Genomic DNA, 23,349 nt, shown 5'->3' with positions numbered 1-23,349 from the left:
GGCTCCCTCTCCCTCCGGGGAGAGGGTTGGGGTGAGGGGCGGGGGCTCGCGGGGAAGACCGGTCAGGCCCGAACCCGCTCCAGCCCGCACGCGGGAACGATCGCGACCCACGGGAACAAGGGGCCGGGATCGAGCTTGCGCGGCACCATCACGGCCGGATCGTCGCTGGCCGGCACGCGCGCGGTATCGAGATCCTCATGTCCGGCGATGGCACGCAGGTTGGGGAACTCCTGCCGGAGCTGCACGAGCAGGGTACGCAGCGCTTCCACCTGCACCTGCGGGTATGGCTCGCCCATCGTCTGGTTGCCCGCCACGAACCAGTTCGGATAACGCCCGCGGTTGACCAGCTCGATGCCGATCGAATCCGCATTGCGCCCGCGCACGTGATGCGCGACGCGGGTGCCCGGGACGTAACGGAGAATCGTGCCATCGCGATCGATGTAGTAATGCCCGCTGTTCCCGGCGCCACTCTCGTACAAGACCTTCTCGCCGTACTCCCGTGCGGTCGCCAGGTCGGGCAGCTCGGTGCAGTGGATTACCACCAGCGTCACTGCTTCGGAAGAACGCTCCGGCAGGCGGTCCACGTACGGCAGCGGCAGGTCGATGATCGCGGGCATGAAGGGAAGTCTCGCACGGCACCGGCTATCATGCGCGGTCCACACGGCGGCCCGGAGTTCCGAGCGATGCGCGGCACGATCCTTCTTTCGCACGGCTCCGACGCAAGCCCGGAGGCCACCAAGGTCAGCGCGCTGGCGGTGTTGGCCGAGGCGCGCGGCTGGCGCACGCAGCGGCCCGACTATCGCCAGGACGATGCGCACGGCCACGCCGGCTCGGTGGCGCCGCGACTGGCGCGCCTGAACGCCGCCATCGCCGCCTGCGAAGCGCCCCCGGTGCTGGTCGGTTCCAGCATGGGCGCATTCGTTTCGGCCCTGGCCTCGCTCGAGCACCCCGTCGCTGGCCTGTTCCTGCTTGCCACGCCGTCGGCGATCCCGGGCGTGGACAGTGAGCTGGACCTACGCCAGGACGTGCCGACCCTGCTGGTCCACGGCTGGCGCGACGAGGTCTGCCCCATCGACGGCATCGAACGCTTCTCTTCCCGTTACCGATTGCCGCTGCTGGCGCTTGATGACGACCATCGACTGAGCAACAGCCTCCCGGCGATCGAACGCCAGTTCGCCCTCTTTCTCGACGCGCTGGCATGAGCAACTACTTCGCCACCTGCCCCAAGGGCCTGGAATACCTGCTGCGCGACGAGCTGCTCGCGCTCGGCGCCCCCGAGGCGCACGAGTCGCTCGCCGGCGTGCGCTTCACCGGCACGCTGGAAACCGCTTACCGTGCCTGCCTGTGGTCGCGCCTGGCCAGTCGCATCCTGCTCCCGCTGGCGGAGTTCGAGGCGCCGGACGACGAGGCACTCTATGCCGGCGTGCAGTCGATCGACTGGTCCGCGCACCTGGCGCCGCACGGCACGCTGGCGGTCGATGCGCACACCGCGCTGAGCAAGCTCACGCACAGCCAGTTCATCGCCCAGCGCGCGAAGGACGCGGTGGTGGACCAGTTCCGCCAGCGCGAAGGTTCGCGCCCGGGCGTGGACACCGAGGAACCGGACGTCCGCCTGAACCTGCGCCTGAAGCGCGACCGCGCCACGCTCTCGCTCGACCTCGCCGGCACGCCGCTGCATCGTCGCGGCTGGCGCGAGCAACAGGGCGAGGCGCCGCTGAAGGAAAACCTCGCCGCCGCGATGCTGCTGCGTGCGCACTGGCCGCAGGTCTACGCCGATGGCGGCGCGTTGCTCGATCCCATGTGCGGCTCTGGCACGCTGTTGATCGAAGGCGCACTGATGGCCGCCGACGTGGCGCCTGGCCTGCGCCGCGACTACTTTGGCTTCCTGGGCTGGCAACAGCACGACATCGCGCTGTGGCGCGGCCTGCTGGAGGATGCGCGCGGGCGCGCCGAGGCCGGCCTGCGCAACCTGCGCCCGGTGTTCTTCGGTTCCGACGCCGATCCGCGCATGGTGCAGACCGCCAAGCGCAACGCACAGGAAGCGGGCGTGGCCGGCTTCCTCACGCTGGAAAAGCACGACGTCGCGCATGCCGCGCCGCCGCTCGGCCAGGCCACCGGGCTGGTCATCACCAATCCACCGTATGGCGAGCGCCTCGGCGACCGCGCCGAAATGCCGCAGCTCTACCGTGCGCTGGGCGATGCGCTGCGCGCGCGCTTCACCGGCTGGCGCGGCGCGGTGCTGGCGGGCGACGCCGAGCTCGGCCGCGCGCTGGGGCTGCACGCGGACAAGCGCTACGTGCTCTACAACGGCGCGCTGGAAACCGTGCTGCTGACCTTCGAGCTGTCGCCGAAGGAAACCGCCCCGCGCGAGCGCAAACCGCTCTCGCCCGGCGCGCAGATGCTGAAGAACCGGCTGGAAAAGACCGTGCGCCACCAGCGCAAGCGTCTGGCGCGCGAAGGGATCCATTGCTGGCGCGCCTACGACCAGGACCTGCCCGAGTACGCGGCGGCCGTCGACGTCTACGGTCGCGCGGATGCCGAACCCTGGTTGCACGTACAGGAATACCGCGCACCCGCCGAGGTGCCGGTCGAGGTGGCGCGCACGCGCCTGCGCGAGATCGTGCGCGTGGCCGGCGAAGTGTTCGGCGTGCCGCGCGAGCGCATTGCACTGAAGACCCGTGAGCGTGGCAAGGGCGGCGCCAAGTACGGCCGCTTCGACCAGCGCGGCGAGTTCCACGAAGTGGAGGAAGGCGGCCTCGGTTTCCTGGTCAACCTCACCGACTATCTCGACACCGGCCTGTTCCTCGACCACCGGCTGGTCCGCGCGAAGTTGCGGGAGTTGGCACGCGACAAGCGCTTCCTCAATCTGTTCGCCTACACCGCCACCGCCAGCGTGTACGCCGCCGCCGGCGGCGCGCGCGATACGACCAGCGTGGATCTTTCCGGCACCTACCTGGAATGGGCTTCGCGCAACCTGGCGCTCAATGGCTTCACCGGCGCGGCGCACCGGCTGGTGCAGGCCGACGCCGCCACGTTCCTGCGCCAGGACCGCGGCCATTACGGGCTGATCTACGTCGATCCGCCGACCTTCTCCAACTCCAAGCGCGCCGAAGACTTCGACGTGCAGCGCGACCATGCGGCGCTGCTGCTGGCCTGCGCCGATCGCCTGGCCAGCGACGGCGTGGTGGTGTTCTCCAACAATTTCCGCCGTTTCAAGCTCGACGTCGCGGCGCTGGAGGAGCGCTTCAGCATCGAGGACTGGAGCGCCGCCAGCATCCCGTTCGACTTCGCCCGCCGCGCCGACATCCACGGTTGCTGGCTGCTGCGCCTGCACGCGCAGGCCTCGCCATGGGAAGAAAGCGTCCAGCACCTGCGTCGCAGGGGACGCCGCTAGCCCGTCGCGAGCGGGTCACCGGGGTCTGGTGATCCGCAGCACCGGCTTGCCCTTCCAGTCCTTCAACGGGAAATAGGCGAGGTGCGTGGCGGGGTCGACCGCCACCACGTGCGCATTCGGGCCGAGCATCCCGCGGCCGAGCGCGCGCACCTGGCGACCCTTGACCTCGAACAGCGCGACCTCGCCCGATTCGCTGGCCACGTACAGCCAGCCCCGCGCCGGGTCGAAGGCGAGCACATCGGGCTCCTCGCCCACGTCGAAAGAGGCGGTCACGCGGCGACTGCGCAAGTCGAGCACCAGCAGCGTGGCGTTGTCCTCGCAGGCAATGAAGGCGAGCCGCGCCGGAACGTCGATGGACAGGCCATGGTTGCCTTTGGCGCCCGGCAGCGCGATGCGCGCGACCACCTTGTCGGTGGCCGGATCGATCTCGGCCAGCACGGCGCGCGTCTGCACGTTGGCGAAGATGTGACCAGATGCTTCGTCGTACTGCGTGTTGCCCACCTCGCCGCCGAGCGGGATCGTGGCCACGCGCCGGTTGCTCCGCACGTCGATCACCGTTTCGCTGCCGCCGTGCTCGTCGGACACGTACAGCTTGTGGGCCCTGGGCGCATAGGCCATTCCATCCGGATAGTCGCCCGTGGGCACCCGGGCGAGGATCTTCAGGCGGCTGGCATCGATCGCCACCAACTCGTTCGTGCCGGTGGCCGAGGCATAGACGCGGTCCAGCATGGGAACCACCAGCACGCCGTGCACCTGGCTCACGCCGGGAATGTCGGCGACCACCCGCTGGCGGCGCGTATCGAACACGCTGACCACGCCATCGCCAAGGTGGGCCAGGAACAGGCGATGCCGCGCCGGATCCAGGCTGGCGTAATCCCAGCGCGTGGCGCGACCGGTCAGCGGCGCGTCGGCAACGGTGATGAGCGGCAAGGTCGGCTTTGCCTGGCCACAGGCGGTCGAGGCGGCGGCCAGCAGGGCGAGCGCCAGGCCCGTCAGGACCGGCCGGCAACGAAGGGCTCCGGGCAGCATGGCCAACCTCCTCCGGGGCTGCGCGCAGCGTAAGATGCCGCGCTTATAACACCGCCGTCGTGCACCCACCGCGGACCTGCATGCGTAGGCCAGCGGACCGGTGCAGCCTCGCGGACCCGATCGCTCCCCCCGCCGGACCTGCGCCGATGAAACGACCGGCTCCCACCGAAGCAGACAGCCCGATGCCGGTCTCGCTGCGCGAAGCCACCCGCGTGTGGGCCAGGATCGGCCTGCTCAGCTTCGGCGGCCCGGCCGGGCAGATCGCGCTGATGCATCGCGAGCTGGTGGACACGCGGCGATGGATCAGCGATGCGCGCTTCCTGCATGCACTCAACTACTGCATGTTGCTGCCGGGGCCAGAGGCGACCCAGCTGGCGATCTACATCGCCTGGCTGCTGCACCGGACCGCCGGCGGGCTGGTGGCCGGGGTGCTGTTCGTGCTGCCGGGCTTCGTCACGATCCTGGCGCTGAGCGTCGTCTACGCGCTGTACGGGCAGGTCCCGCTGGTCCTGGCGGTGTTCGTCGGGCTGAAGGCGGCCGTGCTGGCGGTGGTGGTCGAGGCGGTCATCCGGATCGGCCGCAAGGCGCTGAAGAACCGCATGATGGTGGCGATCGCCGGGCTGGCCTTCGTGGCGATCTATTTCTTCGGCGTCGCGTTTCCGTTGATCGTGCTGGGCGCAGGCCTGTGCGGGCTGCTGGGGCGCTGGTGGGCACCGCGCAGCTTCCCGGCGCCGGCCTCGTCCGCGGCGGATGCATCGTCCGACTTCCTCATCGACCGCCTGCTCGGGCAGGGGCGGCTGACACACACGCGGCCTTCGGGCGCACGCGCATGGCGGGTGGCACTGGCCTGGCTGGCGATCTGGTGGATCCCGGTGCTGGCGGTGATCGCCGCGTTCGGCCGGCACAGCGTGCTGGCGGGCGAGGGGCTGTTCTTCAGCCAGACCGCGGTAGTCACCTTTGGCGGCGCCTACGCGGTGCTGGCCTACATCGCCCAGCGGGCCGTGACCGGCTTCCACTGGATCAGTCCCGGGCAGATGCTCGACGGCCTGGCGCTGGCCGAAACCACGCCCGGACCGCTGATCATGGTGGTCCAGTTCGTCGCCTTCCTCGGTGCCTACCAGCATCAGACCGGCCTATCACCGCTACTGGCCGGCGTGGCCGGATCGGTGCTGACCATCTGGGTGACCTTTGCGCCGTGCTTCCTGTGGATCTTCCTGGGCGCGCCCTACGTCGAGGCGCTGCGCAGCAACCGCGCACTGCATGCGGCGTTGTCGGGGGTGACCGCTGCCGTGGTGGGGGTGGTGCTCAACCTTTCGGTGTGGTTCACCCTGCATACCGTGTTCGCCCGCGTGGACGAGCGCCACTATGGCTGGCTGCGGCTGGAAAGCCCGGCCTGGGCCACGCTGCAATGGCTGCCGGCCCTGATCGCGGCCGTCGCGATGGTGGCCATGCTCCGCTTCAAGCTCGGCATGGGCCGGGTGCTGCTGGGAAGCGGCGCCATCGCGCTGGCCTGGTGGTGGCTCGCCGGGGCGCTCTAGGCGGAACATGGCGTCCGGTCGAGCGGCCGCGCACACTGCCCCATCGGATGGCGGAGGCTCGCATGCCTGATCCAAGCCTGCACTTGCGCCTGGCGCGTCCCGACGACGCGCGCGCCATCAGCGTGCTGGCGCGGCGCGTGGCGCGCCGCTGGATCCTGCCCGATCAGTCCCGTGAGGCTGGCCAGGCGCTGCTGGCGCGGCTGGGCACGCGGGTCCAGCGCGAGCACATGCGGGAGGGCCAGCGCTTCCACCTGGCCTGGCTGGGTGACGTGCTCGTCGGCATCGCCGGCATGCGCGACGACCGCCACCTGGTGCAGTTCTTCGTCGGCACGCGCTACCAGGGCCGCGGCATCGCCTCCCGGCTGTGGCGGCGGGCGATGGCCGATGCGGTGCGCCGCGCCGGCACGCGTCGGTTCACCCTCAACGCCACCCGCGTGGCGGTGCCGGTGTACGAGCATCTGGGCTTTACCGCGACCGGGCCGGAGGGCTTCTCGCCGGCCGGCGTGCGGACCACGCCGATGGCGCTGGAACTCGACGGCCCGCGCGTGCGGGCATAATCGGCCGCTGCCACCGACACCACAGGACCGCCATGCCCGGCCAGCAGAACGAAGTCACCTTCCGCTTCCTCGCCCAGCCCACCGACGTCAACTTCGGCGGCAAGGTGCACGGTGGCATGGCGATGAAATGGATCGACCAGGCCGGCTACGCCTGCGCGGTCGGCTGGAGCGGCGCGTACTGCGTGACCGTGTCGGTCAGCGGCATCCAGTTCATCGCGCCGATCCTGATCGGCGACCTGGTCACGGTGCGGGCGCGGCTGATCCACACCGGCACCAGCAGCATGCACCTGGCGGTCGACGTGCTGGCGCAGGACCTGCGCAAGGGCGAACAGCGCCTGGCGACCAGCTGCGTGATGGTCTTCGTCGCGCTGGACAGCCCCGACGGCAAGCCCACGCCGGTACCGCGCTGGGAACCGCAAACCGAGGAGGACCGCCGCCTGCAGGACTACGCCCGGCGGCTGATGGAACTGTCCAAGACGATGGAGCAGCAGGTGGCGGTGCTCAGGCCTGCGGCCTCGCCGGTCGCCTGATTTCCTGGTTGGCGGGTACGCGCCACAGGTACCGCTCCAGCCATTGCGGGCTGGTCAGCGGACTGAGCAGGCGCGCGGCCGGTACGCTTGCCAGCAGGCGCACCAGCACCCACGCGGCCAGGAGCAGCACCAGCGCGTTCACCAGCGGCGGCAGGCCCGCCTCCAGCCAGGCGAACAGTCCCGCGGCGACCGCGAACTTCACGATGAACCCGTGCGCGAGGTACGCCTGCAGGCTGCGTCCGCCCGCCGCCGTGGCGGCGAATGCGCGACGCGGTACCAGGGCGAGGAACGCCGCGCTGCCGACGACCCCCGCCCCCAGCCGCACCAGCCGCCACAGCGTGCCCGCCGCATCGTCCACACCCAGGGCGGTGTAGCCGTTGCTGCCGTAGAGCCAGCGCGGGTCGGGCACGGCGCCGGCCGCCCAGCCCAGCGCGAGCAGCATGGCGATCGCCAGCGCGCACACCAGCGGTCCGCGCAGGCGCTCGCGCCACGCCGGCCAATAAAGATGCCCGATCAGGAAGAAGGGAAAGAACGAGGCGGTACGCGAGAGCGACATGCGGTAGCCCACGTCGTCCGCCCAGCCGGCCGTCAGCGCAAGCAGGCAGGCGAACACCAGCGGATAGCGCAGCCGCATGAACACCGGCAACAACAGGCGCCAGGCAGCCAGGCTCGGCAGGTACCAGAGCAGCCAGTACGGGGTGGTGATCCCCTTGGGACCCGGGTCCGGCCAGCCGGGCGTCTGCGCGGCCAGCGCGTACAGGGCCTGGAACAGCAGGTACGGCAGCAGCAACCGGAAGGCGATCCGCTTGAGCAGCTTCAGGTCCACCTCGGTTCCCGCCACGGCGCCGGACAGGAAGGCGAAGGCCGGCATGTGGAACAGGTAGAGGAAGCGGTACAGGGCATCGACCGCGGCGATCCCGCGCAGCGGCTCGAGACAGTGGCCGAACACAACCAGCGTGATCAGGGCCAGGCGGGCATTGTCCTTCCAGGCGTCGCGGGCCGGCCGGACGGGCGGCGCGTAGCGGGCAGGGGTGTCGGCGGCGCGGGAAAATCCATACATCCGCCGCAGGTTAGCAACCGCGTGGTGCACGGGACGTTCGCATCGGCTCGACCCGTTCACCCTACGTTGCCTCCGGACTACGTGATAGCCGCGCAGGACGGTGCGACGCGATGGACCCACCCGGCGAATGCGCCCAGGAACCGTTCCAGCGACGCGCGCGTCGCGGCATCGGCGAGTGCGCCCTGCGCATCGAAGCGCTCCGCCGCATTGGCGACGAACAGCGTGGGCGAGGGCATCACCAGCGCGCCGCAGGTGTGCAGGACCTGGCGCAGCGAGGCCTGCGCCAGTCGTGTCCCCCACGGGCCGCTGCTCGCGCCGAGCACGGCCACCGGGCGATCGGCCAGGGCTTGGTCATCGCGCGAGAGCCAGTCCAGCGCGTTCTTGAGCACGCCGGGCAGGGCGTGGTTGTACTCCGGCGTGGCGATCACCAGGCCATCGGCCGCGGCGATCGCGTCGCGCAATGCGAGCACGCCCGGCGGACCCTCCGGCGAGGAGGACTCCAGGTCTTCGTCGAACAGCGGTACGTCGGCCAGTGCGTCGTAGACCTCTAGCGTGACGCCTGCCGGCGCGAGCGTGGCGGCCGCCTGCAGCAGCCGGCGGTTCCAGGAAGCGCGGCGCAGGCTGCCGGCGAGGGCCAGCAGGTGAAGGGGGCGGTCGGTCATGGTCTTCTCCGTCGGTCAAAGATCGGCCAGCAGCAGGGCGGCGCTGGCGAGCAGGAGGATGCCCATCGCGGCATCGATGCGGCGCCGCGGGCGCGGCTGCGCCAGCTGCGCGGCGAGTCGCTGGCCGGCAAGGCTCCACAGCAGCAGGCAGGCCAGCGGAATGGCGGTGAACAGCAGGGCGAGCGGGAGGTAGCCGGCCGGATCGTCGGCGGGGCTCGCGGCGACGATCGCCGTGACCATGGCCCAGCCCTTGGGGTTGAGGAACTGGAAACCGAACAGGCCGAGTGCACGGGTCGGCATGGCGTCCGAACCCGACGCCATGGGGCGGGGGCGGCCGAGCAGGCGCAGGCCCAACCACGCCATGTAGCTCGCGCCGAGAAGCGCGAGCGCCGCGCGCAATGTGGCGTGCCTCGACAACAGCGTGCCGGCGCCGGCGGAGACCACCGCGAGCAGGGCCAGCCCGCCGAGCACGATCCCGCCGATCGGGCCGGCGGCCGCGCGCAGCCCGCCACGCCCGGCCTCGCGAAGCACCACCAGGTTGTTCGGTCCGGGCGTGATCGCGGCGGCGAGCAGCAGGCCGGCGCAGGCGAGCAGGTCGTGCATGGTGTTCCCGTGGCGGCGCTACCGTCCCGGCAGCACGCATAGCGTGGCGCCGGGCGGTGGTCGGCGGGCGGGAATCAATGGTCTAGAATTCCGACCATGGAACTGCCCCTCAACGCCCTGCGCGCCTTCGCCCTGGTCTACCGGCACGGTGGCGTGCGCGCCGCCGCACGGGAACTCGGCATGGCCCATTCCTCGGTGAGTCGTCACCTCGGCGAGCTCGACCGCTGGTTGGGCGTCCCGCTGCTGCATGCCGGCGCGGGCCGCGCGGGGCTCGCCTTCACGCCGCAGGGCGAAGCGCTCGGCCGGGCCGTCTGCACCGGACTGGGCGAGATCGAGCGCGCGGTGGCGCTGCTGCGCGAGGCACGCCCGGCGCATGCGGTCGCCCTGTCGACCACCCCCTCGTTCGCCATCCGCTGGCTGCTGCCACGCTTGCCGTCGTTCGAGCAGGCCCATCCGAAGGTGGAACTGTCGGTGCTGGTCGACCAGAAGCTGGAAGGCTTCGCCGACGGCCGCGTGGACCTGGCCGTGCGCATGGGACACGGCCCGTGGCCGGGGCTGCACTGCGAAGCGTTGATGGACGATGCGCTGTACCCGGTGATGAGCCCGGCCTACTGGCAGGACCATGGCCGGCCGGCGCGGCCGGCCCGGCTGGCCGGCTTGCGCCTGCTGCACGACCGCGACCCGCAGGCGGCCTGGGAGCTGTGGCGCCGCGCGCACGGACCGGCCGGCCTGTCGCTGCAGGGCGGCGCACGCTATGCGGCCTCGGACCTGGTGCTGCGCGCCGCGCAGCAGGGGCAGGGCGTGGCGCTGGCGCGCCATCGCCTGGTGGCCGAGGACCTCGCGGGCGGCACGCTGGTGCGCCCATTTGGTGCCCTGGAGGTGCCGTTGGGGAGCGCCTACTGGATCGTGCGCCCCGATGCCGGGCGCCCCCGCCCCGCCGTCGCCGCCGTCATCGACTGGCTGCGCTGGCAGGCCTCGGCTCCGTAGCCACGCCTACGGAAGGGCCGAGCGCCGGCGCTGCCACAACAGCACCGGCAGGCCCATCGCCACCAGCACCGCGGCCCACAGCAGCGACTCGACACCGGTGCCGACCAGCGCCCACAGCGCGTAGCCCAGCGCCCCGGCGGCGAGCAGGCGGCGCCACGGGCGGGCGGCCGGTTCGATCCGCCACCAGGCCAGCACGCTGACCACGTAGGGCAGCAGCGTCGTGGCGGTGGAGAGCAGGATCGAGAAGGTGAACAGCGCGACCAGCGTGCGGCTGTAATTGGCCACGATCAGCGCGCTCGCCAGGCCGCTGCCCAGCACCAGGCCGAAGGTCGGCGTGCCGCGCGGGTCGAGCCGGGCGAAGCGCGCCGGAAACAGCCCGTCCTGCGCCGCCGCCAGCGGCGTCTGCGCCTGCAGCAGTACCCAGCCGTTGAGCGCCCCGAAACAGGAGACCGTCGCCACGGCGGCCAGCACGATGCCGGCCGCCGGCCCCCACACCCGGACCGCCGCGGCCACCATCGGCGCCGCCGAGCGGCGCAGCTCCTCCGGCGGCAGCAGCCCGATCACCACGGTGCAGGCGAGCATGGTGGCCAGGCCCGCGACCAGCATGCCGATCACGGTGGCGCGCGGCACCGTGCGCTCGGGGTCGCGTACCACGCCGGTCGGCACGGTGGCCGCCTCGAAGCCGAGCATGGCCCACAGGGTGAGGGCGGCCACCGAGGTGGCGACGCCTAGCAGCGGCAGCCCGCTCGGATTGAACGGCCGATAGGCGTCGGCATGCACCCAGCCCAGCCCGACCAGTCCGAACAACACCAGCGGCACCAGCTTGAGCAGCGTGGTCAGCATCTGCACGCGCGCCGCCTCGCGCACACCGGCCAGGTTCACCGCCGTGCAGAGCCACAGCGCGCCCAGCGCACAGGTGGCCGCGCGCAACGGCGTGGCGGTGGCGGCAGGCCACAGCGCGCCGAGGCTGCCGGCGAACGCCACCGCGATCGCCGCGTTCGCGCTCCAGGTGCACACCCAGTAACTCCAGGCCACCACGAAGCCGATACCGTCGCCGAACGCACGCCGCGCGTAGCCGTAGGCGCCCCCATGGTTGCGGATCGCGCGTGCCAGCCAGGCATAGACCAGCGCCAGCAGCAGTGCGCCGCCCAGGGTCAGCGTCCACCCCAGCAGGCTCGCCGCGCCGTACGGCGCCAGTGCCGCGGGCAGCAGGAACACGCCCGAGCCGATCATGTTGCCGACCACCAGGGCGATCAAGGCGGCCTGGCCGAGCGGCCTGGCATTGCTGTTCATGCGAGTTCCTTCCAGCGCGCCGGCTGTGCTCCTCACCCTGCTTGCAGGGGAGATCGGGAGGGGCGTGAGCCTGCCGGCGAGCCCCGGGTCACCCCCCCAGCCCTCCCCTGCAAGCAGGGGAGGGCGTCCGGGGCGTGGTGTTCATGCGTGCTCGCGGTAGGCGCGGCGCAGCAGTTCGTGGAAATGGTGCACGGCGTTCTCGCGCAGCGGGTTCAACCGGCCGCTCTCGTAGGAGCCGGACGCGAGCCCGCGCTGCACGTCCTCGCAGATGGTCACGTCCTCGTCCTGCACCTCGTCGCTGAAGGCGATGTCGCGTTCGCGGCGGGCGCGGGCCGCCGGGCTCGCATCCGGTGCGTAGTAGAAATCGAACTCGACGCGGCAGCGGTCCACGCCGAGCGGCAATACGCGGTTGGTCTGCAGCCGGCCGGGCAGGATGTTGAGCATCGTGTTGGGGTAGAGGAAGTAGTACAGCGCTTCGCCGCTGCCGTAGAGCTCGTCGGTGCTCTCCAGCGGGCTGTACTGGAACGAGTACCAGCGCGCGGTCTCGGTGACGTAGCTGCGGTAGTCCAGCACGCTGTTCAGGCCCGGATGGATGTGCGGCACGTGGTAACCCTCCAGGTAGTTGTCCACGTACACCTTCCAGTTGCAGGCCACCTCCCAGCTGGCGCGATGGTGGAACTCGAAGCCGGCCAGCGCGCGACCTTCGCCCAGGCGCGCGTCGATGCCTTCGACGACCTCCCCGAACGTCGGCGCCTCGCCGGTGGCGACGAAGACCAGGCCCTGCCATACCTGCACGCGTGCTTCCGGCAGGCGGATCGTGGAGGGATCGAAGTCGGGCGCGCGACCCATCTCCGGCGCGCCGCGCAGCACGCCGTCCAGGCCGTAGGTCCAGCCGTGGTAGCGGCAACGCAATGCGCTCGCAGCCTTGCCGTCGCAGCTGGCGACCGGGCCGGCGCGGTGCCGGCACACGTTGTGGAAGGCACGGATGGTTGCCGCGTCGCTGCGCACGACGACCAGCGGCAGTCCGGCGACGGTGGTGACCAGGTGATCACCCACGCCGGCAAGCTGGGACTGGTGGCAGACCAACTGCCAGCTTTTCGCGAACACCGCCCCGGCATCGAACGCCGGCATGCGCGGGTCGGTATAGCAGCGCGCCGAAAGCGCGTATGCGTGATCGAGCGGCTGGGCGGCGAGCAGGTCGGGCGGGAGCAGCTCGGTCATGGCGGGCACCGGAGGGGGTCGGGATGCGCTGGATCGCGCATCCCAACCTACATCATCAGCGCACGCCGTAGAGCGCCTTGACGTCCTTCAGCAGCGCCGCCTGGCTGTCCGGGCGGGCGTAGAACATATGGCCGCCGGGATACTCCTTGACCTGCACGCGGGTCGGGTCGCCCATCGGCGGCATCTGGTCCACGATCAGCTCCGAGGCCATGAACGGGCAGGACAGGTCGTCCCAGCCGTGCGCAATCAGCACGCGCAGGCCCGGGTCGTTGGCGACCGATTCGCGCAGCTGCGACACCGAGCCCTCGATGGCGTCGTCGTCCTGGTGCCAGAGCTTGTTCACCTGGTAGCTGAGCGCGTTGTAGCGGCCGGAGTACTTCCAGCCCACGGTGCGGGTGACGAAGTCGACCATCGCGGTGGTGGTCGGCGCGATGATGCCGTTGAGGATCGGATCGCCGGTCATCTGCCGCGGCGCGTAGGGGAACGGGTCCCAGGCGGTCACGTTGGAGTCGTAGCGGCTGCCCAGCTTGCCTTCGGCGCGGTAGACCTCGCGCAGGTAGGCCTGCGTTTCCAGCCGGCCGCCGGCACGGCGCACGAACAGCGGGTCGAGGCCGGTCAGCTCGGTGACCTTGCTGACCACCCGCGCAGTCGCCTGCGGATCGGAGCGCCCACGCATCAGGTCGGTGGCGTACTGGCCGCGGGTGTATTCGATCACCTGGGCCATCGCCTCGGGCGTGAGCTTGTGCTCGCGCTCCAGGTGCGCCGCGGCGATCGAGGGCAGGGTCAGCATCCACGGCAGCGGCGAGACGTTCTCGTCGTCGGACGCGGCCGGGTCGAGATAGGGCGACACTAGTACCACGCCCTTCATCGCCACGCCCAGCTGCGTCTGCAGGTAGTCGGTGACCCGCGGACCGCGGAAGCCGCCGTAGCTTTCGCCGACCAGGTACTTGGGCGACTGCAGGCGACCGTTCTTGACCAGCCAGTCGTACACGATGCGCGAGAGGTACTTGATGTCGTTGTCGGTGCTGTAGAAGAGCTCGGTGGCCTTCTTGTCGTCCACCAGCGCGCGGCTGAAGCCGGTGCCGACCGGGTCGATGAACACCAGGTCGGTGAAGGGCAGCCAGCTGCCGGGGTTGTCGTGCAGGGTGGCCGGGTCGGAGGGGTTGTCGCCCTCCACGCCGAACTTGACCCGCTTGGGTCCGATCGCGCCGAGGTTGAGGTAGACCGAGGACGCGCCCGGGCCGCCGTTGAGCGCGAAGGTCACTGGGCGGTCGCCGCCGCCCATCGTGTAGGCGGTGTAGACCACCTCGGCCACGGTATTGCCCTTCGCGTCGCGCACCGGCAGCGAGCCGACGGTGACGGTGTACTTGAGCGTGCGGCCGTCGATCTGCGCGGTCTGCTGGACGTGGGCGTCGGCGGGGAAGGGCGGCAGGTGGTAGTCGCCGTGGCCGGCTTCGGCGGCGGGCTTGTCGGCAGCGATGGCGGGAGCGGCGAGGCCGGCCAGCAGCGAGGCGGCCAGCAGGGTGGCCTGGAGGGTCTTGCGCACGGGTGGATTTCCCCTGGGGACGAAAAACCCCAGCCTAGCGGCTGGCAGCGGGGCGGGAGTGTGCCTAAAGGCATGGGCGGGGAGCCGGCCTTTCCTGTAGGAGCGCACTTGGGCGCGACCCTGATGTGGCGGTTGCGCCCAAGGGTGCTCCCACAGGGGGCGGCGTCAGGCGGGCAGCGCCACCAGCTGGTCCTGCACCTGGTTGATTGCATCGCGGATGCGCTTGCTGAACACCGAGTCGTCGTGGTGGATCAGCACCAGCCGCTCGGTCGCGCGGGTCATCGCCACGTAGAGCAGGCGCGCCTCCTCGGCCTCGTCCTTGCCCTCCTTGGGCAGCGAGCCCAGGCCCGGGATGATCACGAACGGGAACTCCAGCCCCTTGCTCGAATGCATGGTCACCAGCTTGACCGTGTCGCCCACCGCGAACAGCGCACCCTTGCCGCGGCCCTCGGCCAGCCGGCTGGGGATGCCCTCGCGCTCCAGCGCCTCGTGCAGTTTCTCGCCCTCCCACTGGTTGCGGAAGATCACCGCTATGTCGGACCACGGCCGGCCGTGCGCGTGCTCGTCGCGCAACTGGGCGACCAGCACGGTGAGCTGGGCCGGCGCGGTGTCCACGCGGATCAGCTCCGGCACCGCGCCGCGGCGGCCGGCGCTCTCGGGGGCGACCAGCGGCACGCCGTCGCCGTCGTCGTCGCGCTCAATCAACAGTTCGTTGGCGAAGCCGCGCGCCACCGCCAGGATCTCCAGCGTGTTGCGGTAGTTGAGCTTGAGGATGGTGGTGCGGCCCTGCGCCTGGATGCCGAGGCTCTTCCAGCTGACCTTGCGCCGGTCGGCCTTGCCGTAGATGTTCTGCGCGTCGTCATAGAGCACCAGCAGCGAATTGGTCGCCGGGTCGATCATCTGCACGATCAGCCTGTACCAGTCCGGCTCGAAGTCGTGGCCCTCGTCGACCAGCACCGCGCCGTACTGGAAGCGCGGGATCTGGCCCCGGTCGACGCCGTCGATCACCCGCTCGACCATCTGCTCGAAGAAGCCGTCCGAGCCTTTGGGCGGCAATTCCACGTGGTAGGCCGTGAGCATCTTGTGGCACCACTTGTGGAAATTGTAGACCTGCACCTTCTCGGCCAGGCCGCGTTCGCCGATGAGCTGTTCCAGCCGCGCGGCCAGCGTCTTGTTGTAGCAGAGCACCAGGATCGGCCGGTTCATGGCGCGCGCCAGCTGCATGGCGCGGAAGCCCAGGATCATGGTCTTTCCCGAGCCGGCCACGCCGTGGACGATCCGGTGCTCGTCGCCCAGCGAGCGCGCCAGCTGCTCCTGCTGGGCGTCCATCACCTTGACCAGCTCGGGGATCTCGAGCGGGCGCACCGCCGCGTCGGTCGGGCCGAACAGGCCGAACTGACCGCTGCCGGCCTCCACCCGCAGCTCCGGAAAGAGGTGCCAGCGCACGCGGTCGATCTGCGGCAGCGTCAGCGCCACCGGGAAGGCATACGGGAACATCGCCCACAGCCGCTCCTGGAAGTCCTCCGGGTCGACCGACTCGTAGAATTCGTCGCGGCAGATCGCCAGGTGCGGCGGGATCACCGCGTCCAGCCCGCCCTCCTCGAACTGTTTGCGGCTGATGTTGGCCAGCACCACACCCCAGGCCCACGGCATGATGATCTTGCCGGCGTGGCGGTGCCCGGGCGGGAAGCGCAGGGCCGGGTCGCGCTCGAGCACCACCCCGATCTCCAGCGCATAGGCGCGCGCCTGCAGCAGCGGATGGTTCTCCTTCACCAGGCCCCGCTCGGTGACCAGCGTGAACTGGGTGCTGTCCGCGTGCTGGATCGTCTCGGCCTTCCAGTCCTTCACCTCCAGCACCAGCACGCCCCGGCGCGGGTGGAACACCACGAAGTCCGGGCGGCGCTGCTTCAGGCCCACCGGTACGTCGTACCAGAGCAGGTAGTCCTCCTCCAGCTTCTGTTCCAGCCGCTGGGCGAAGCGCTTCTCGCCCGCGGTCATTCGGGGCAGGCAGCTGTTCAGGGTCGGGATCAGGGTGGCCATCCGGCGTCCGTTCGGGCGTTTTGCGTGGAAAGTAACGGACTCGGCACCGCTGTCAACGCTAAAGTCGCCTCTGCCAGCGCCGATACGACGGGCGACGACCAGGCACGGGACGCCATCGCGGACACGCGACTTCCACGGCGGGAGCCATCGTCACGTTCGGGCGCGGGGAGAGCCCAGCATGCCCATGCATATCGAAACGCTGTCGCTGATCAGTGCCGTCCAGTCGCTGGTGCTGGCCATGCTGCTGTGGGCCGGCACCCAGGGCGGACCGGGCGCCGTGCGTACCAGCCTCAAGTTGCGCGCCGGCGCCCTGGCGGTGGAATCGGCCGGCTGGGGCATGCTGGCGGCGCAGGCCTGGCTGCATCCGGCGCAGCTGGTGCTTGGCGGCAACGCGCTCAACCTGCTGGCCCAGGGCATGTCGGTGGTCGCGCTGCGCATGCTGCTGGGCGACTCGCTGCGCTGGCGCACCACGCTGGCGATCGGCGTGATCGGCTGGCTCGGCGTGGCCTGGTTCGGCGTGATCGACCCGGACTACCGCGTGCGCGTGCTGTGGGGTTCGGCGGCCATCGTGGCCGACATCGGGCTGCGCATGCGGGCGTTGCTGCGCGGCGGCCCCAGGCGCAGTTCCCGGGCGCGGCTGATCCTGCTGGTGATGTGCTCCGCCTCGGCACTGCTGCTGATCTGGCGCAACGGGCAATTGTGGTTCGATCTCGATCCGCCGGCGGACATCATCCAGCCGGCCGTGGTCAATTACTTCTACGTGCTGCTCTCCGGCATGCAACCGCTGTTCCTCAGCATCGGCTTCCTGCTGCTCTACAACGAGACGCTGCAGCACGAGCTGCACGTGCTGGCCCGGGTCGATGCACTGACCGGCGTGAAGAACCGCCTGGCGCTGACCGAAAGCGCCACCCGGATGCTCTCCCAGGCCAATCGGGCCGGCCGGCCGATGTGCGTGCTGATGATCGACGCCGACCACTTCAAGAGCGTCAACGACCGCTTCGGCCACGGCGGCGGCGACAAGGTGCTGCTGGCGCTGGTCGGCAGCATCCGCGCCACGCTGCGCGCGGGCAACGCGATCGGCCGCATCGGTGGCGAGGAATTCGTGGTGCTTGCCCCGGACACCAGCCTGGAGCAGGCGCTGGTGCTGGCCGAGCGCATCCGCGGTACGGTCGAATCCACACCACTGCTGGTCGACGGACACCTGCTGCAGCTGACCGTGTCGATCGGCGTGGCGGCGACCGAGCCGGGCGAAACCGATGTGGCGCGCCTGCTGCAACGGGCGGACGCGGCGCTCTACGCGGCCAAGCATGCCGGCCGCAACCGGGTCATGGCGGCCGATCCCATGCTGGCAGCCAGGCGCCTGTCCGCCTGAGGTACGGCGATCAGGCGTCCAGCGCGGCGTCGAGCGAAATGTCGGCCTTGAGCACTTTGGAAACCGGGCAACCCTGCTTGGTCTCCTGCGCGATGCGCTGGAAGGTGTCGGCATCGGCGCCGGGCACCCGCGCGCGGCAGTGCAGCGCGATGGCGGTGATGGCAAAGCCCTCGCCATGCTTGTCCAGGGTCACCTGGGCCCGGGTCTCGATCTGCTCGGGGGTCAGCCCGGCATTGCCCAGGCCCAGCGACAGCGCCATCGAGAAACAGCCCGCCAGGGCCGCGCCGATCAGCTCCTCCGGGTTGGTGCCGGGGCCGTCCTCGAAGCGCGACTTGAAGCCGAACGGCGCCTCACGAAGCACGCCGGTCGCGGTGGAGATCGTGCCCTGGCCGTCCTGCAGGCCGCCGGACCAGGTGGCGGAGGCGGATTTCTTCATGGCGGATCTCCCGTGAGCCGATGGACGGGCCAGTGTGGGCGGCCTGTCATGCAGGCGGCGCGAACGGGGGCCGCGGCGCGCTTCACGCACGTTTTGCCGGCGCCGGCCGTAAGCTGGGTACCTCCTCCGACCAGGCAACGGCATGCGCTTCGACATCCGCCACGACCCGGCCACCCGGCGCTTCGAAACCGTGGTGGATGGCCAGCACTGCGAGCTGGACTACCGGCTGGCAGGGACGGTCATGACCATCACCCACACCGGCGTGCCGGTGCCGGTGGAAGGCCGCGGGATCGCCTCGGCGCTGACCCAGGCGGCCATGGAGACGGCCCGCGCCGAGGGCTGGACGGTGGTGCCCGCCTGCGCCTACGCGGCCGCGTGGCTGCGTCGCCACCCCGAGTTCGCGGACCTGCGCGCCTGATCCCCGCCGTTGTGCCCGGCGGGCGGGCTCGGCCACACTGGGGCCGGTGCCGGTCGCAGGAGGCCTCATGAGCGGAGCGGATCCCCATGCCCGGCGGCATCGCCACCGCGGCGTCTTCCACGCGTTGCGTGCGCGGCCCCCGCTGGCCGCCGGCGGCTTCGTGCTGCTGGTGGTTGCCGTTGCGACGTGGGGGCTGGGCATGCATCCGGCGCCGGCGTTCCTGCTCGGCTTCGACGCCGGCGCGCTGTGCTTCATCGGCCTGCAGCTGCGCGAGTTCCACCGGGCGACGCCGGACAGCATGCGCGAGAAGGCGCGGCGCCAGGATGCGGGGCGCTGGGGCATCCTGTGGAGCGGGGTGGCGATCTCGACAGTGGTGCTGGTGGCCCTGGGCACCGAACTGGAGGCCGGCAAGACCGGCGGACTGCTCGCGATCGTGGTGGCGGCCGCGAGCATCATGCTCAGCTGGGCCTTCCTCAACACGCTGTTCGCGCTCCATTACGCGCACGGCTACTACGGCGACTATGGGGAGCAGCACAGGGGGCTGGACTTCCCCGGCGACGGCGAGCCCGACTACTGGGACTTCGCCTACTTCGCGGTCGTGATCGGCATGACCTTCCAGGTTTCCGACGTGCAGGTCAGCAGTCGCGGTCTGCGCCGGATGGTGCTGGTCCACGGCGTGGTCGCGTTCTTCTTCAACGTGTTCATCGTGGCGGTGAGCGTGAACATCGTCGCCGGCCAGGGCTCGTAGCGGCCTGACCTTGCAGGCGCTCCTACCGGAGCGCCCGGAAGCGCCCCGGCTTCCGTCACGGTCAATCGCGGAAGTTGTCGAACTGCAGCGGCACCTCCGCCTCCGACTTGCGCAGCAATGCGATCGCCAGCTGCAGGTCGTCGCGCTTCTTGCCGGTCACGCGCAGCTTGTCGCCGTTGATCTGCGCCTCGACCTTCAGCTTGGCGGCCTTCAGCTCCGCCACCAGCTTCTTGGCGACCGGCTGCTCGATGCCCTGCTTGACGGTGATCTTCTGCCGCGCCCCGCCCAGGTTCACCTCCGGCTCGGCCACGTCGAGCGCGCGGATGTCGATCTTCCGGCTGGTCAGCCGCCCGCGCAGGATGTCGAGCATCTGCTGCAGCTGGAAGTCGCTGGGCGCGCGCTGGGTGATCACGTAGCCGTCCAGCTCGAACACCGCGTCGGTGCCCTTGAAGTCGAAACGGCTGGCCAGCTCGCGGTTGGCCTGGTCGACCGCGTTGGTGAGTTCGTGCTTGTCCACTTCGGAGACGACGTCGAAGGAGGGCATGGTGGGGAAACCTCGCGTTGGGAGCGGAAAGTGTAAGCGCTCGGCCATAATGCGCGACCGGCGCCCGGTGCGCGCTTGCCCCCGATCCATGAAAACCGACGTCCTCATCATCGGCGCGGGTGCCGCCGGCCTCATGTGCGCGATCACCGCCGGGCGGCGCGGCCGGCGCGTGCTGGTGCTCGATCACGCCAACAAGCCGGGCAAGAAGATCCTGATGTCCGGCGGCGGGCGCTGCAATTTCACCAACCTGGGCGTCACCCCGGCCAACTATCTCTCGGCCAACCCGCATTTCGCCAAGTCCGCGCTGGCCCGGTATACGCCGTGGGACTTCATCGCGCTGGTGGAAAAGCACCGCATCGCCTACCACGAGAAGGAACTGGGCCAGCTGTTCTGCGACGACTCTTCCAAGCAGATCGTGCGCATGCTGCTGGACGAGTGCGCGGCGGCCGGCGTGCGGGTCGAGACTGGCTGCGCGGTCGAGCGCGTGCGCCATGGCGAGGCCGGCTTCAGCGTGACCACCGCGCGCGGCGAGGTGCGCGCCGAGGCGCTGGTGGTGGCGAGCGGCGGCCTCTCGATCCCCAGCATGGGCGCGACCGGCTTCGGCTACGAGCTGGCGCGCCAGTTCGGCCACGACATACGCTCCACGCGCGCCGGACTGGTGCCGCTGACCTTGAGCGGCAAACACCAGGAGCGCTACGCGGACCTGGCCGGCGTGGCGTTGCCCGCCGAGGCGCGGTGCGGGCGACAGGCGTTCCGCGCGGGGCTGCTGTTCACCCACCGGGGCGTGAGCGGCCCGTCGATCCTGCAGATCTCTTCCTACTGGCAACCGGGCGACGAGCTGCGGCTGAACCTGCTGCCCGACCGCGACGCCGCCGACTGGCTGCCTGCCCAGCGCGCCGCGCGCCCGGCGGCGGAGCTCAAGACCGTGCTCGGCGACGCGCTGCCCAAGCGGCTCGCGCAACGGCTGTGCGAGCTCGACTTCGGCAACCGGCCGATGCGCCAGTACCGGGAGGCGGAGCTGGCGGCGATCGGCGCGCGCCTCAACGATTGGCCGCTGGTCGCCAGCGGTACCGAGGGCTACCGCACCGCCGAGGTGACGCTGGGTGGTGTGGACACCGACGGACTGTCCTCCAGCACGATGCAGTCGAAGCGGGTGCCGGGGCTGTACTTCATCGGCGAGGTGGTGGACGTCACCGGCTGGCTGGGCGGGTACAACTTCCAGTGGGCATGGGCGTCGGGGCATGCCGCCGGCGAAGTCGTGTAGCTGTTCGCATGTCGTCAACGCGGTGCATGCTGCACTCCGGTGCTTCGACTCCCCCCGATGGCGCGGGCCACGCCCGGCGCGAACGATCCCCGATCCCGACCGTTCGCCCCGGGCATAGGTCGCAGGCCGCAGTCGAAGGGCATTCCAGGAGACACGCATGAACGTCGGATTCCTCGGCCTGGGCGCGATGGGCAGCGCCATGGCCAGCAACCTGCTCGCCGCGGGCTACGCGTTGACCGTGTGGAACCGCTCCGAAGGCCCCACCGCGCCGCTCGCCTCGCTCGGCGCCAAGGTCGCACGCTCGCCCGGGCGGGCAGTGCAGGGGCAGGTCGTGCACAGCATGCTGGCCAATGACCAGGCGGTGCGCGAGGTGTTCCTCGACGGCGCCGTGCTGGACGAAATGGACCGCGGCACGGTGCACGTCAACCACGCCACCATCTCGGTGGCGCTGGCGCGCGAGCTGGCCGAGGCGCATGCACAGCGCGGGTTGGGCTACGTCGCCGCGCCGGTGTTCGGCCGGCCGGACATGGCCGCCGCAGCCAAGCTCAACATCGTGGTCGCCGGGCAGGCGCACGCGGTCGAGTCGGTGCGCCCCTTGCTCGAGGTGCTGGGCAGCCGGCTGTGGCCGGTCGGCGAGGCGCCCGAGCGGGCCAACGTGGTCAAGCTGGCCGGCAACTTCATGCTGGCCTCGGCGATCGAGAGCATGGCCGAGGCCAGTGCGCTCACCCGCGCGCATGGCGTTGCCGCGGCCGATTTCCTGGAGATCATGACCAGCACGCTGTTCGCCGCCCCGGCCTACCAGGGCTATGGCCGGCTGATCGCCGAGGAGCGCTACGCGCCGCCCGGCTTCGCGCTGCCGCTGGGCCTGAAGGACGTCAACCTCGCGCTTGCCGCGGGCGAGGCGGCGCGGGTGCCGCTGCCGTTCGCCGGGGTGGTGCGCGACGCGCTCATCGAGGCGCTGGCATCCGGCGGCGAAGGGCTGGACTGGGCCGCGCTGGCGCAGGTCGCCGCGCGCCGCGCGCATCTCGAGTGACCGCAAGGGCGCGCGTCAGCCGACCGGCGCCGGGGATGACCGGCCGGCGGCCTGAAGCCTGCCCTCAGGAGGTCTTCGGCCGTTGCTGCAGCCAGCGGTCCAGCTGGTTGGCGAAGGCCTGCCGGTCGCGCGCGTGGAATGCGGCCGGCCCGCCGGTGTCCACGCCGGCGCCGCGCAACTCGTCCATGAAATTGCGCATCGAGAGCCGCTGCGCGATCGTCTCGCGGGTGTAGAGCTCGCCACGCGGATGCAGTGCCAGCGCGCCCTTGTCGATCGCTTGCGCGGCCAGCGGAATGTCCTGCGTCACCACCAGGTCGCCCGCCGAGAGGCGCTGCACGATCTCGTTGTCGGCCACGTCGAAACCGCCGGCCACCTGGATCGCCCGCACCCAGCGCGTGGGCGGCGTGCGCAGCATCTGGTTCGCAACCAGCGTGACCGGCACCTGCGCGCGCTCGGCGGCACGGAACAGGATTTCCTTGACCGGGCCGGGACAGGCGTCGGCGTCGACCCAGATCTGTGGCGTCCTGCTCACGACCCGTTCCAGTGCAGCAGGCCGTCGACCACGGTGCGCGCACGGCCACCCACCCAGATGGCTTCGGGCTCGATGCGCGCCAGCAGACGCGCGTCGTGGCCCATTTCCCGACCCTGGCTGATCGCGTAGCCGCGTGCCAGCGGACCGTGCGGCTCGGCCTGGGCGATGTAGGCGGCGATCAGGCCGTTGGCGGCGCCGGAGGCCGGGTCCTCGACGATGCCCACGCCGGCGGGGAAGGCGCGCACCACCAGCTGGTAATCGCGCGCATCGCTTCGCGCGAAGGCGCAAAGGCCCATGCTGCCGGTGGCGCGGGCGAGCGCGCCGATGGCGCTGTGGTCGGGCAGCCAGCCACGCAGGCTCGCCTCGTCCGCCACCTCGGCCAGCCACCAGCGCCGTCCGCCGTCGACCAGGGCCGGCGGCAGTGCCCCGGGCCCGGTGCCGGCCAGTGCGGCCGCGAGCAACGGGTGCGCATCACGGCCGGTGGCGAGCACGCGCTCGTCGGGCGACTTCAGCAACAGGTCGCGCGCCTCGCCCTCGCCCTC

General features: G+C 70.9%; 24 protein-coding genes. 11 read left to right on the top strand and 13 right to left on the bottom strand.

Features of this window, described 5'->3' with window-relative positions; genetic code table 11:
* Window positions 1-62: 62 nt before the first annotated feature.
* The gene (locus VFH59_RS00390) at window positions 63-617 is read right to left on the bottom strand and encodes an N-acetylmuramoyl-L-alanine amidase (protein ID WP_325162906.1); all 555 of its coding nucleotides are present in this window, start codon (window positions 615-617) and stop codon (window positions 63-65) included.
* A gap of 66 nt (window positions 618-683) precedes the next feature.
* Here VFH59_RS00390 and VFH59_RS00385 point away from each other — a divergent pair, with 66 nt between their 5' ends.
* Both VFH59_RS00385 and rlmKL read left to right on the top strand, forming a co-directional pair.
* A complete protein-coding gene (locus VFH59_RS00385; RefSeq protein WP_325162905.1) occupies window positions 684-1,202 on the top strand; it encodes an alpha/beta hydrolase in 519 nt (172 codons plus the stop codon).
* Entirely contained in the window at window positions 1,199-3,394 is a 2,196-nt protein-coding gene (gene rlmKL / locus VFH59_RS00380; protein ID WP_325162904.1) for a bifunctional 23S rRNA (guanine(2069)-N(7))-methyltransferase RlmK/23S rRNA (guanine(2445)-N(2))-methyltransferase RlmL, read from the top strand. The genes VFH59_RS00385 and rlmKL overlap by 4 nt, the downstream gene beginning before the upstream one ends.
* Window positions 3,395-3,409: 15 nt before the next feature.
* On the opposite strand, the gene VFH59_RS00375 is transcribed toward rlmKL, so the two are convergent.
* Window positions 3,410-4,423 (bottom strand): YncE family protein, encoded by a 1,014-nt coding sequence (locus VFH59_RS00375; RefSeq protein ID WP_325162903.1) that lies wholly within the window; start codon window positions 4,421-4,423, stop codon window positions 3,410-3,412.
* Between the two features lie 146 nt (window positions 4,424-4,569).
* On the opposite strand from VFH59_RS00375, the gene chrA reads away from it, so the two are divergent.
* The 3 genes from chrA to VFH59_RS00360 all read left to right on the top strand — a co-directional run bounded on the left by chrA (window position 4,570) and on the right by VFH59_RS00360 (window position 7,048).
* Window positions 4,570-5,961 carry a chromate efflux transporter gene (gene chrA / locus VFH59_RS00370; RefSeq protein WP_325162902.1) on the top strand — a complete coding sequence of 464 codons (1,392 nt, stop codon included), beginning with the start codon at window positions 4,570-4,572 and terminating at the stop codon, window positions 5,959-5,961.
* Between the two features lie 62 nt (window positions 5,962-6,023).
* The gene (locus VFH59_RS00365; protein WP_325162901.1) at window positions 6,024-6,518 is read left to right on the top strand and encodes a GNAT family N-acetyltransferase; all 495 of its coding nucleotides are present in this window, start codon (window positions 6,024-6,026) and stop codon (window positions 6,516-6,518) included.
* A gap of 32 nt (window positions 6,519-6,550) precedes the next feature.
* Entirely contained in the window at window positions 6,551-7,048 is a 498-nt protein-coding gene (locus VFH59_RS00360; protein WP_325162900.1) for an acyl-CoA thioesterase, read from the top strand.
* Here the strand turns inward: VFH59_RS00360 and VFH59_RS00355 are convergent.
* From VFH59_RS00355 to VFH59_RS00345, 3 genes are all read right to left on the bottom strand, one after another.
* The gene (locus tag VFH59_RS00355; RefSeq protein ID WP_325162899.1) at window positions 7,020-8,108 is read right to left on the bottom strand and encodes a hypothetical protein; all 1,089 of its coding nucleotides are present in this window, start codon (window positions 8,106-8,108) and stop codon (window positions 7,020-7,022) included. The genes VFH59_RS00360 and VFH59_RS00355 overlap by 29 nt on opposite strands.
* Before the next feature lie 77 nt (window positions 8,109-8,185).
* The gene (locus tag VFH59_RS00350) at window positions 8,186-8,770 is read right to left on the bottom strand and encodes an NADPH-dependent FMN reductase (protein WP_325162898.1); all 585 of its coding nucleotides are present in this window, start codon (window positions 8,768-8,770) and stop codon (window positions 8,186-8,188) included.
* A 15-nt stretch (window positions 8,771-8,785) separates the two neighbouring features.
* Window positions 8,786-9,373, bottom strand: a complete 588-nt coding sequence (locus VFH59_RS00345) for a LysE family translocator (protein ID WP_325162897.1) — start codon at window positions 9,371-9,373, stop codon at window positions 8,786-8,788.
* A 96-nt stretch (window positions 9,374-9,469) separates the two neighbouring features.
* Between VFH59_RS00345 and VFH59_RS00340 the strand changes: the two genes are divergently transcribed.
* Window positions 9,470-10,360, top strand: coding sequence for a LysR substrate-binding domain-containing protein (locus VFH59_RS00340; RefSeq protein ID WP_325162896.1), 891 nt, complete (start codon window positions 9,470-9,472; stop codon window positions 10,358-10,360).
* 6 nt (window positions 10,361-10,366) lie between these two features.
* Here VFH59_RS00340 and VFH59_RS00335 read toward each other — a convergent pair whose 3' ends face one another.
* From VFH59_RS00335 to VFH59_RS00320, 4 genes are all read right to left on the bottom strand, one after another.
* The gene (locus VFH59_RS00335) at window positions 10,367-11,653 is read right to left on the bottom strand and encodes an amino acid permease (RefSeq protein ID WP_325162895.1); all 1,287 of its coding nucleotides are present in this window, start codon (window positions 11,651-11,653) and stop codon (window positions 10,367-10,369) included.
* A 141-nt stretch (window positions 11,654-11,794) separates the two neighbouring features.
* Entirely contained in the window at window positions 11,795-12,874 is a 1,080-nt protein-coding gene (locus VFH59_RS00330; protein ID WP_325162894.1) for an aromatic ring-hydroxylating oxygenase subunit alpha, read from the bottom strand.
* A gap of 55 nt (window positions 12,875-12,929) precedes the next feature.
* A complete protein-coding gene (locus tag VFH59_RS00325; protein WP_325162893.1) occupies window positions 12,930-14,420 on the bottom strand; it encodes a S10 family peptidase in 1,491 nt (496 codons plus the stop codon).
* A 165-nt stretch (window positions 14,421-14,585) separates the two neighbouring features.
* Window positions 14,586-16,460, bottom strand: coding sequence for a 3'-5' exonuclease (locus tag VFH59_RS00320; protein WP_325162892.1), 1,875 nt, complete (start codon window positions 16,458-16,460; stop codon window positions 14,586-14,588).
* 178 nt (window positions 16,461-16,638) lie between these two features.
* On the opposite strand from VFH59_RS00320, the gene VFH59_RS00315 reads away from it, so the two are divergent.
* Window positions 16,639-17,832 (top strand): GGDEF domain-containing protein, encoded by a 1,194-nt coding sequence (locus VFH59_RS00315; RefSeq protein WP_325162891.1) that lies wholly within the window; start codon window positions 16,639-16,641, stop codon window positions 17,830-17,832.
* A gap of 10 nt (window positions 17,833-17,842) precedes the next feature.
* Here VFH59_RS00315 and VFH59_RS00310 read toward each other — a convergent pair whose 3' ends face one another.
* Window positions 17,843-18,268 (bottom strand): OsmC family protein, encoded by a 426-nt coding sequence (locus tag VFH59_RS00310; protein WP_325162890.1) that lies wholly within the window; start codon window positions 18,266-18,268, stop codon window positions 17,843-17,845.
* A 142-nt stretch (window positions 18,269-18,410) separates the two neighbouring features.
* Here VFH59_RS00310 and VFH59_RS00305 point away from each other — a divergent pair, with 142 nt between their 5' ends.
* Both VFH59_RS00305 and VFH59_RS00300 read left to right on the top strand, forming a co-directional pair.
* Window positions 18,411-18,686 (top strand): GNAT family N-acetyltransferase, encoded by a 276-nt coding sequence (locus tag VFH59_RS00305; RefSeq protein ID WP_325162889.1) that lies wholly within the window; start codon window positions 18,411-18,413, stop codon window positions 18,684-18,686.
* A 67-nt stretch (window positions 18,687-18,753) separates the two neighbouring features.
* Window positions 18,754-19,434, top strand: a complete 681-nt coding sequence (locus tag VFH59_RS00300; protein WP_325162888.1) for a DUF1345 domain-containing protein — start codon at window positions 18,754-18,756, stop codon at window positions 19,432-19,434.
* A gap of 61 nt (window positions 19,435-19,495) precedes the next feature.
* On the opposite strand, the gene VFH59_RS00295 is transcribed toward VFH59_RS00300, so the two are convergent.
* Window positions 19,496-19,978, bottom strand: a complete 483-nt coding sequence (locus tag VFH59_RS00295; protein ID WP_325162887.1) for a YajQ family cyclic di-GMP-binding protein — start codon at window positions 19,976-19,978, stop codon at window positions 19,496-19,498.
* 88 nt (window positions 19,979-20,066) lie between these two features.
* Between VFH59_RS00295 and VFH59_RS00290 the strand changes: the two genes are divergently transcribed.
* Together VFH59_RS00290 and VFH59_RS00285 are read left to right on the top strand one after the other, a co-directional pair.
* Window positions 20,067-21,242, top strand: coding sequence for an NAD(P)/FAD-dependent oxidoreductase (locus tag VFH59_RS00290; RefSeq protein ID WP_325162886.1), 1,176 nt, complete (start codon window positions 20,067-20,069; stop codon window positions 21,240-21,242).
* Between the two features lie 157 nt (window positions 21,243-21,399).
* A complete protein-coding gene (locus tag VFH59_RS00285) occupies window positions 21,400-22,275 on the top strand; it encodes an NAD(P)-dependent oxidoreductase (protein WP_325162885.1) in 876 nt (291 codons plus the stop codon).
* A 64-nt stretch (window positions 22,276-22,339) separates the two neighbouring features.
* On the opposite strand, the gene VFH59_RS00280 is transcribed toward VFH59_RS00285, so the two are convergent.
* Window positions 22,340-22,807 (bottom strand): YaiI/YqxD family protein, encoded by a 468-nt coding sequence (locus VFH59_RS00280; protein ID WP_325162884.1) that lies wholly within the window; start codon window positions 22,805-22,807, stop codon window positions 22,340-22,342.
* The coding region (locus VFH59_RS00275) for a PhzF family phenazine biosynthesis protein (RefSeq protein ID WP_325162883.1) at window positions 22,804-23,349 on the bottom strand (546 nt) is incomplete at its 5' end. The genes VFH59_RS00275 and VFH59_RS00280, both read right to left, overlap by 4 nt.

The sequence above is a fragment of the Frateuria sp. genome (assembly GCF_035695185.1).
Taxonomy (GTDB): domain Bacteria; phylum Pseudomonadota; class Gammaproteobacteria; order Xanthomonadales; family Rhodanobacteraceae; genus Frateuria_A.
The sequence above is the reverse complement of the archived record's forward strand: the minus strand, read 5'-3'. Positions and strand labels throughout refer to the sequence as shown.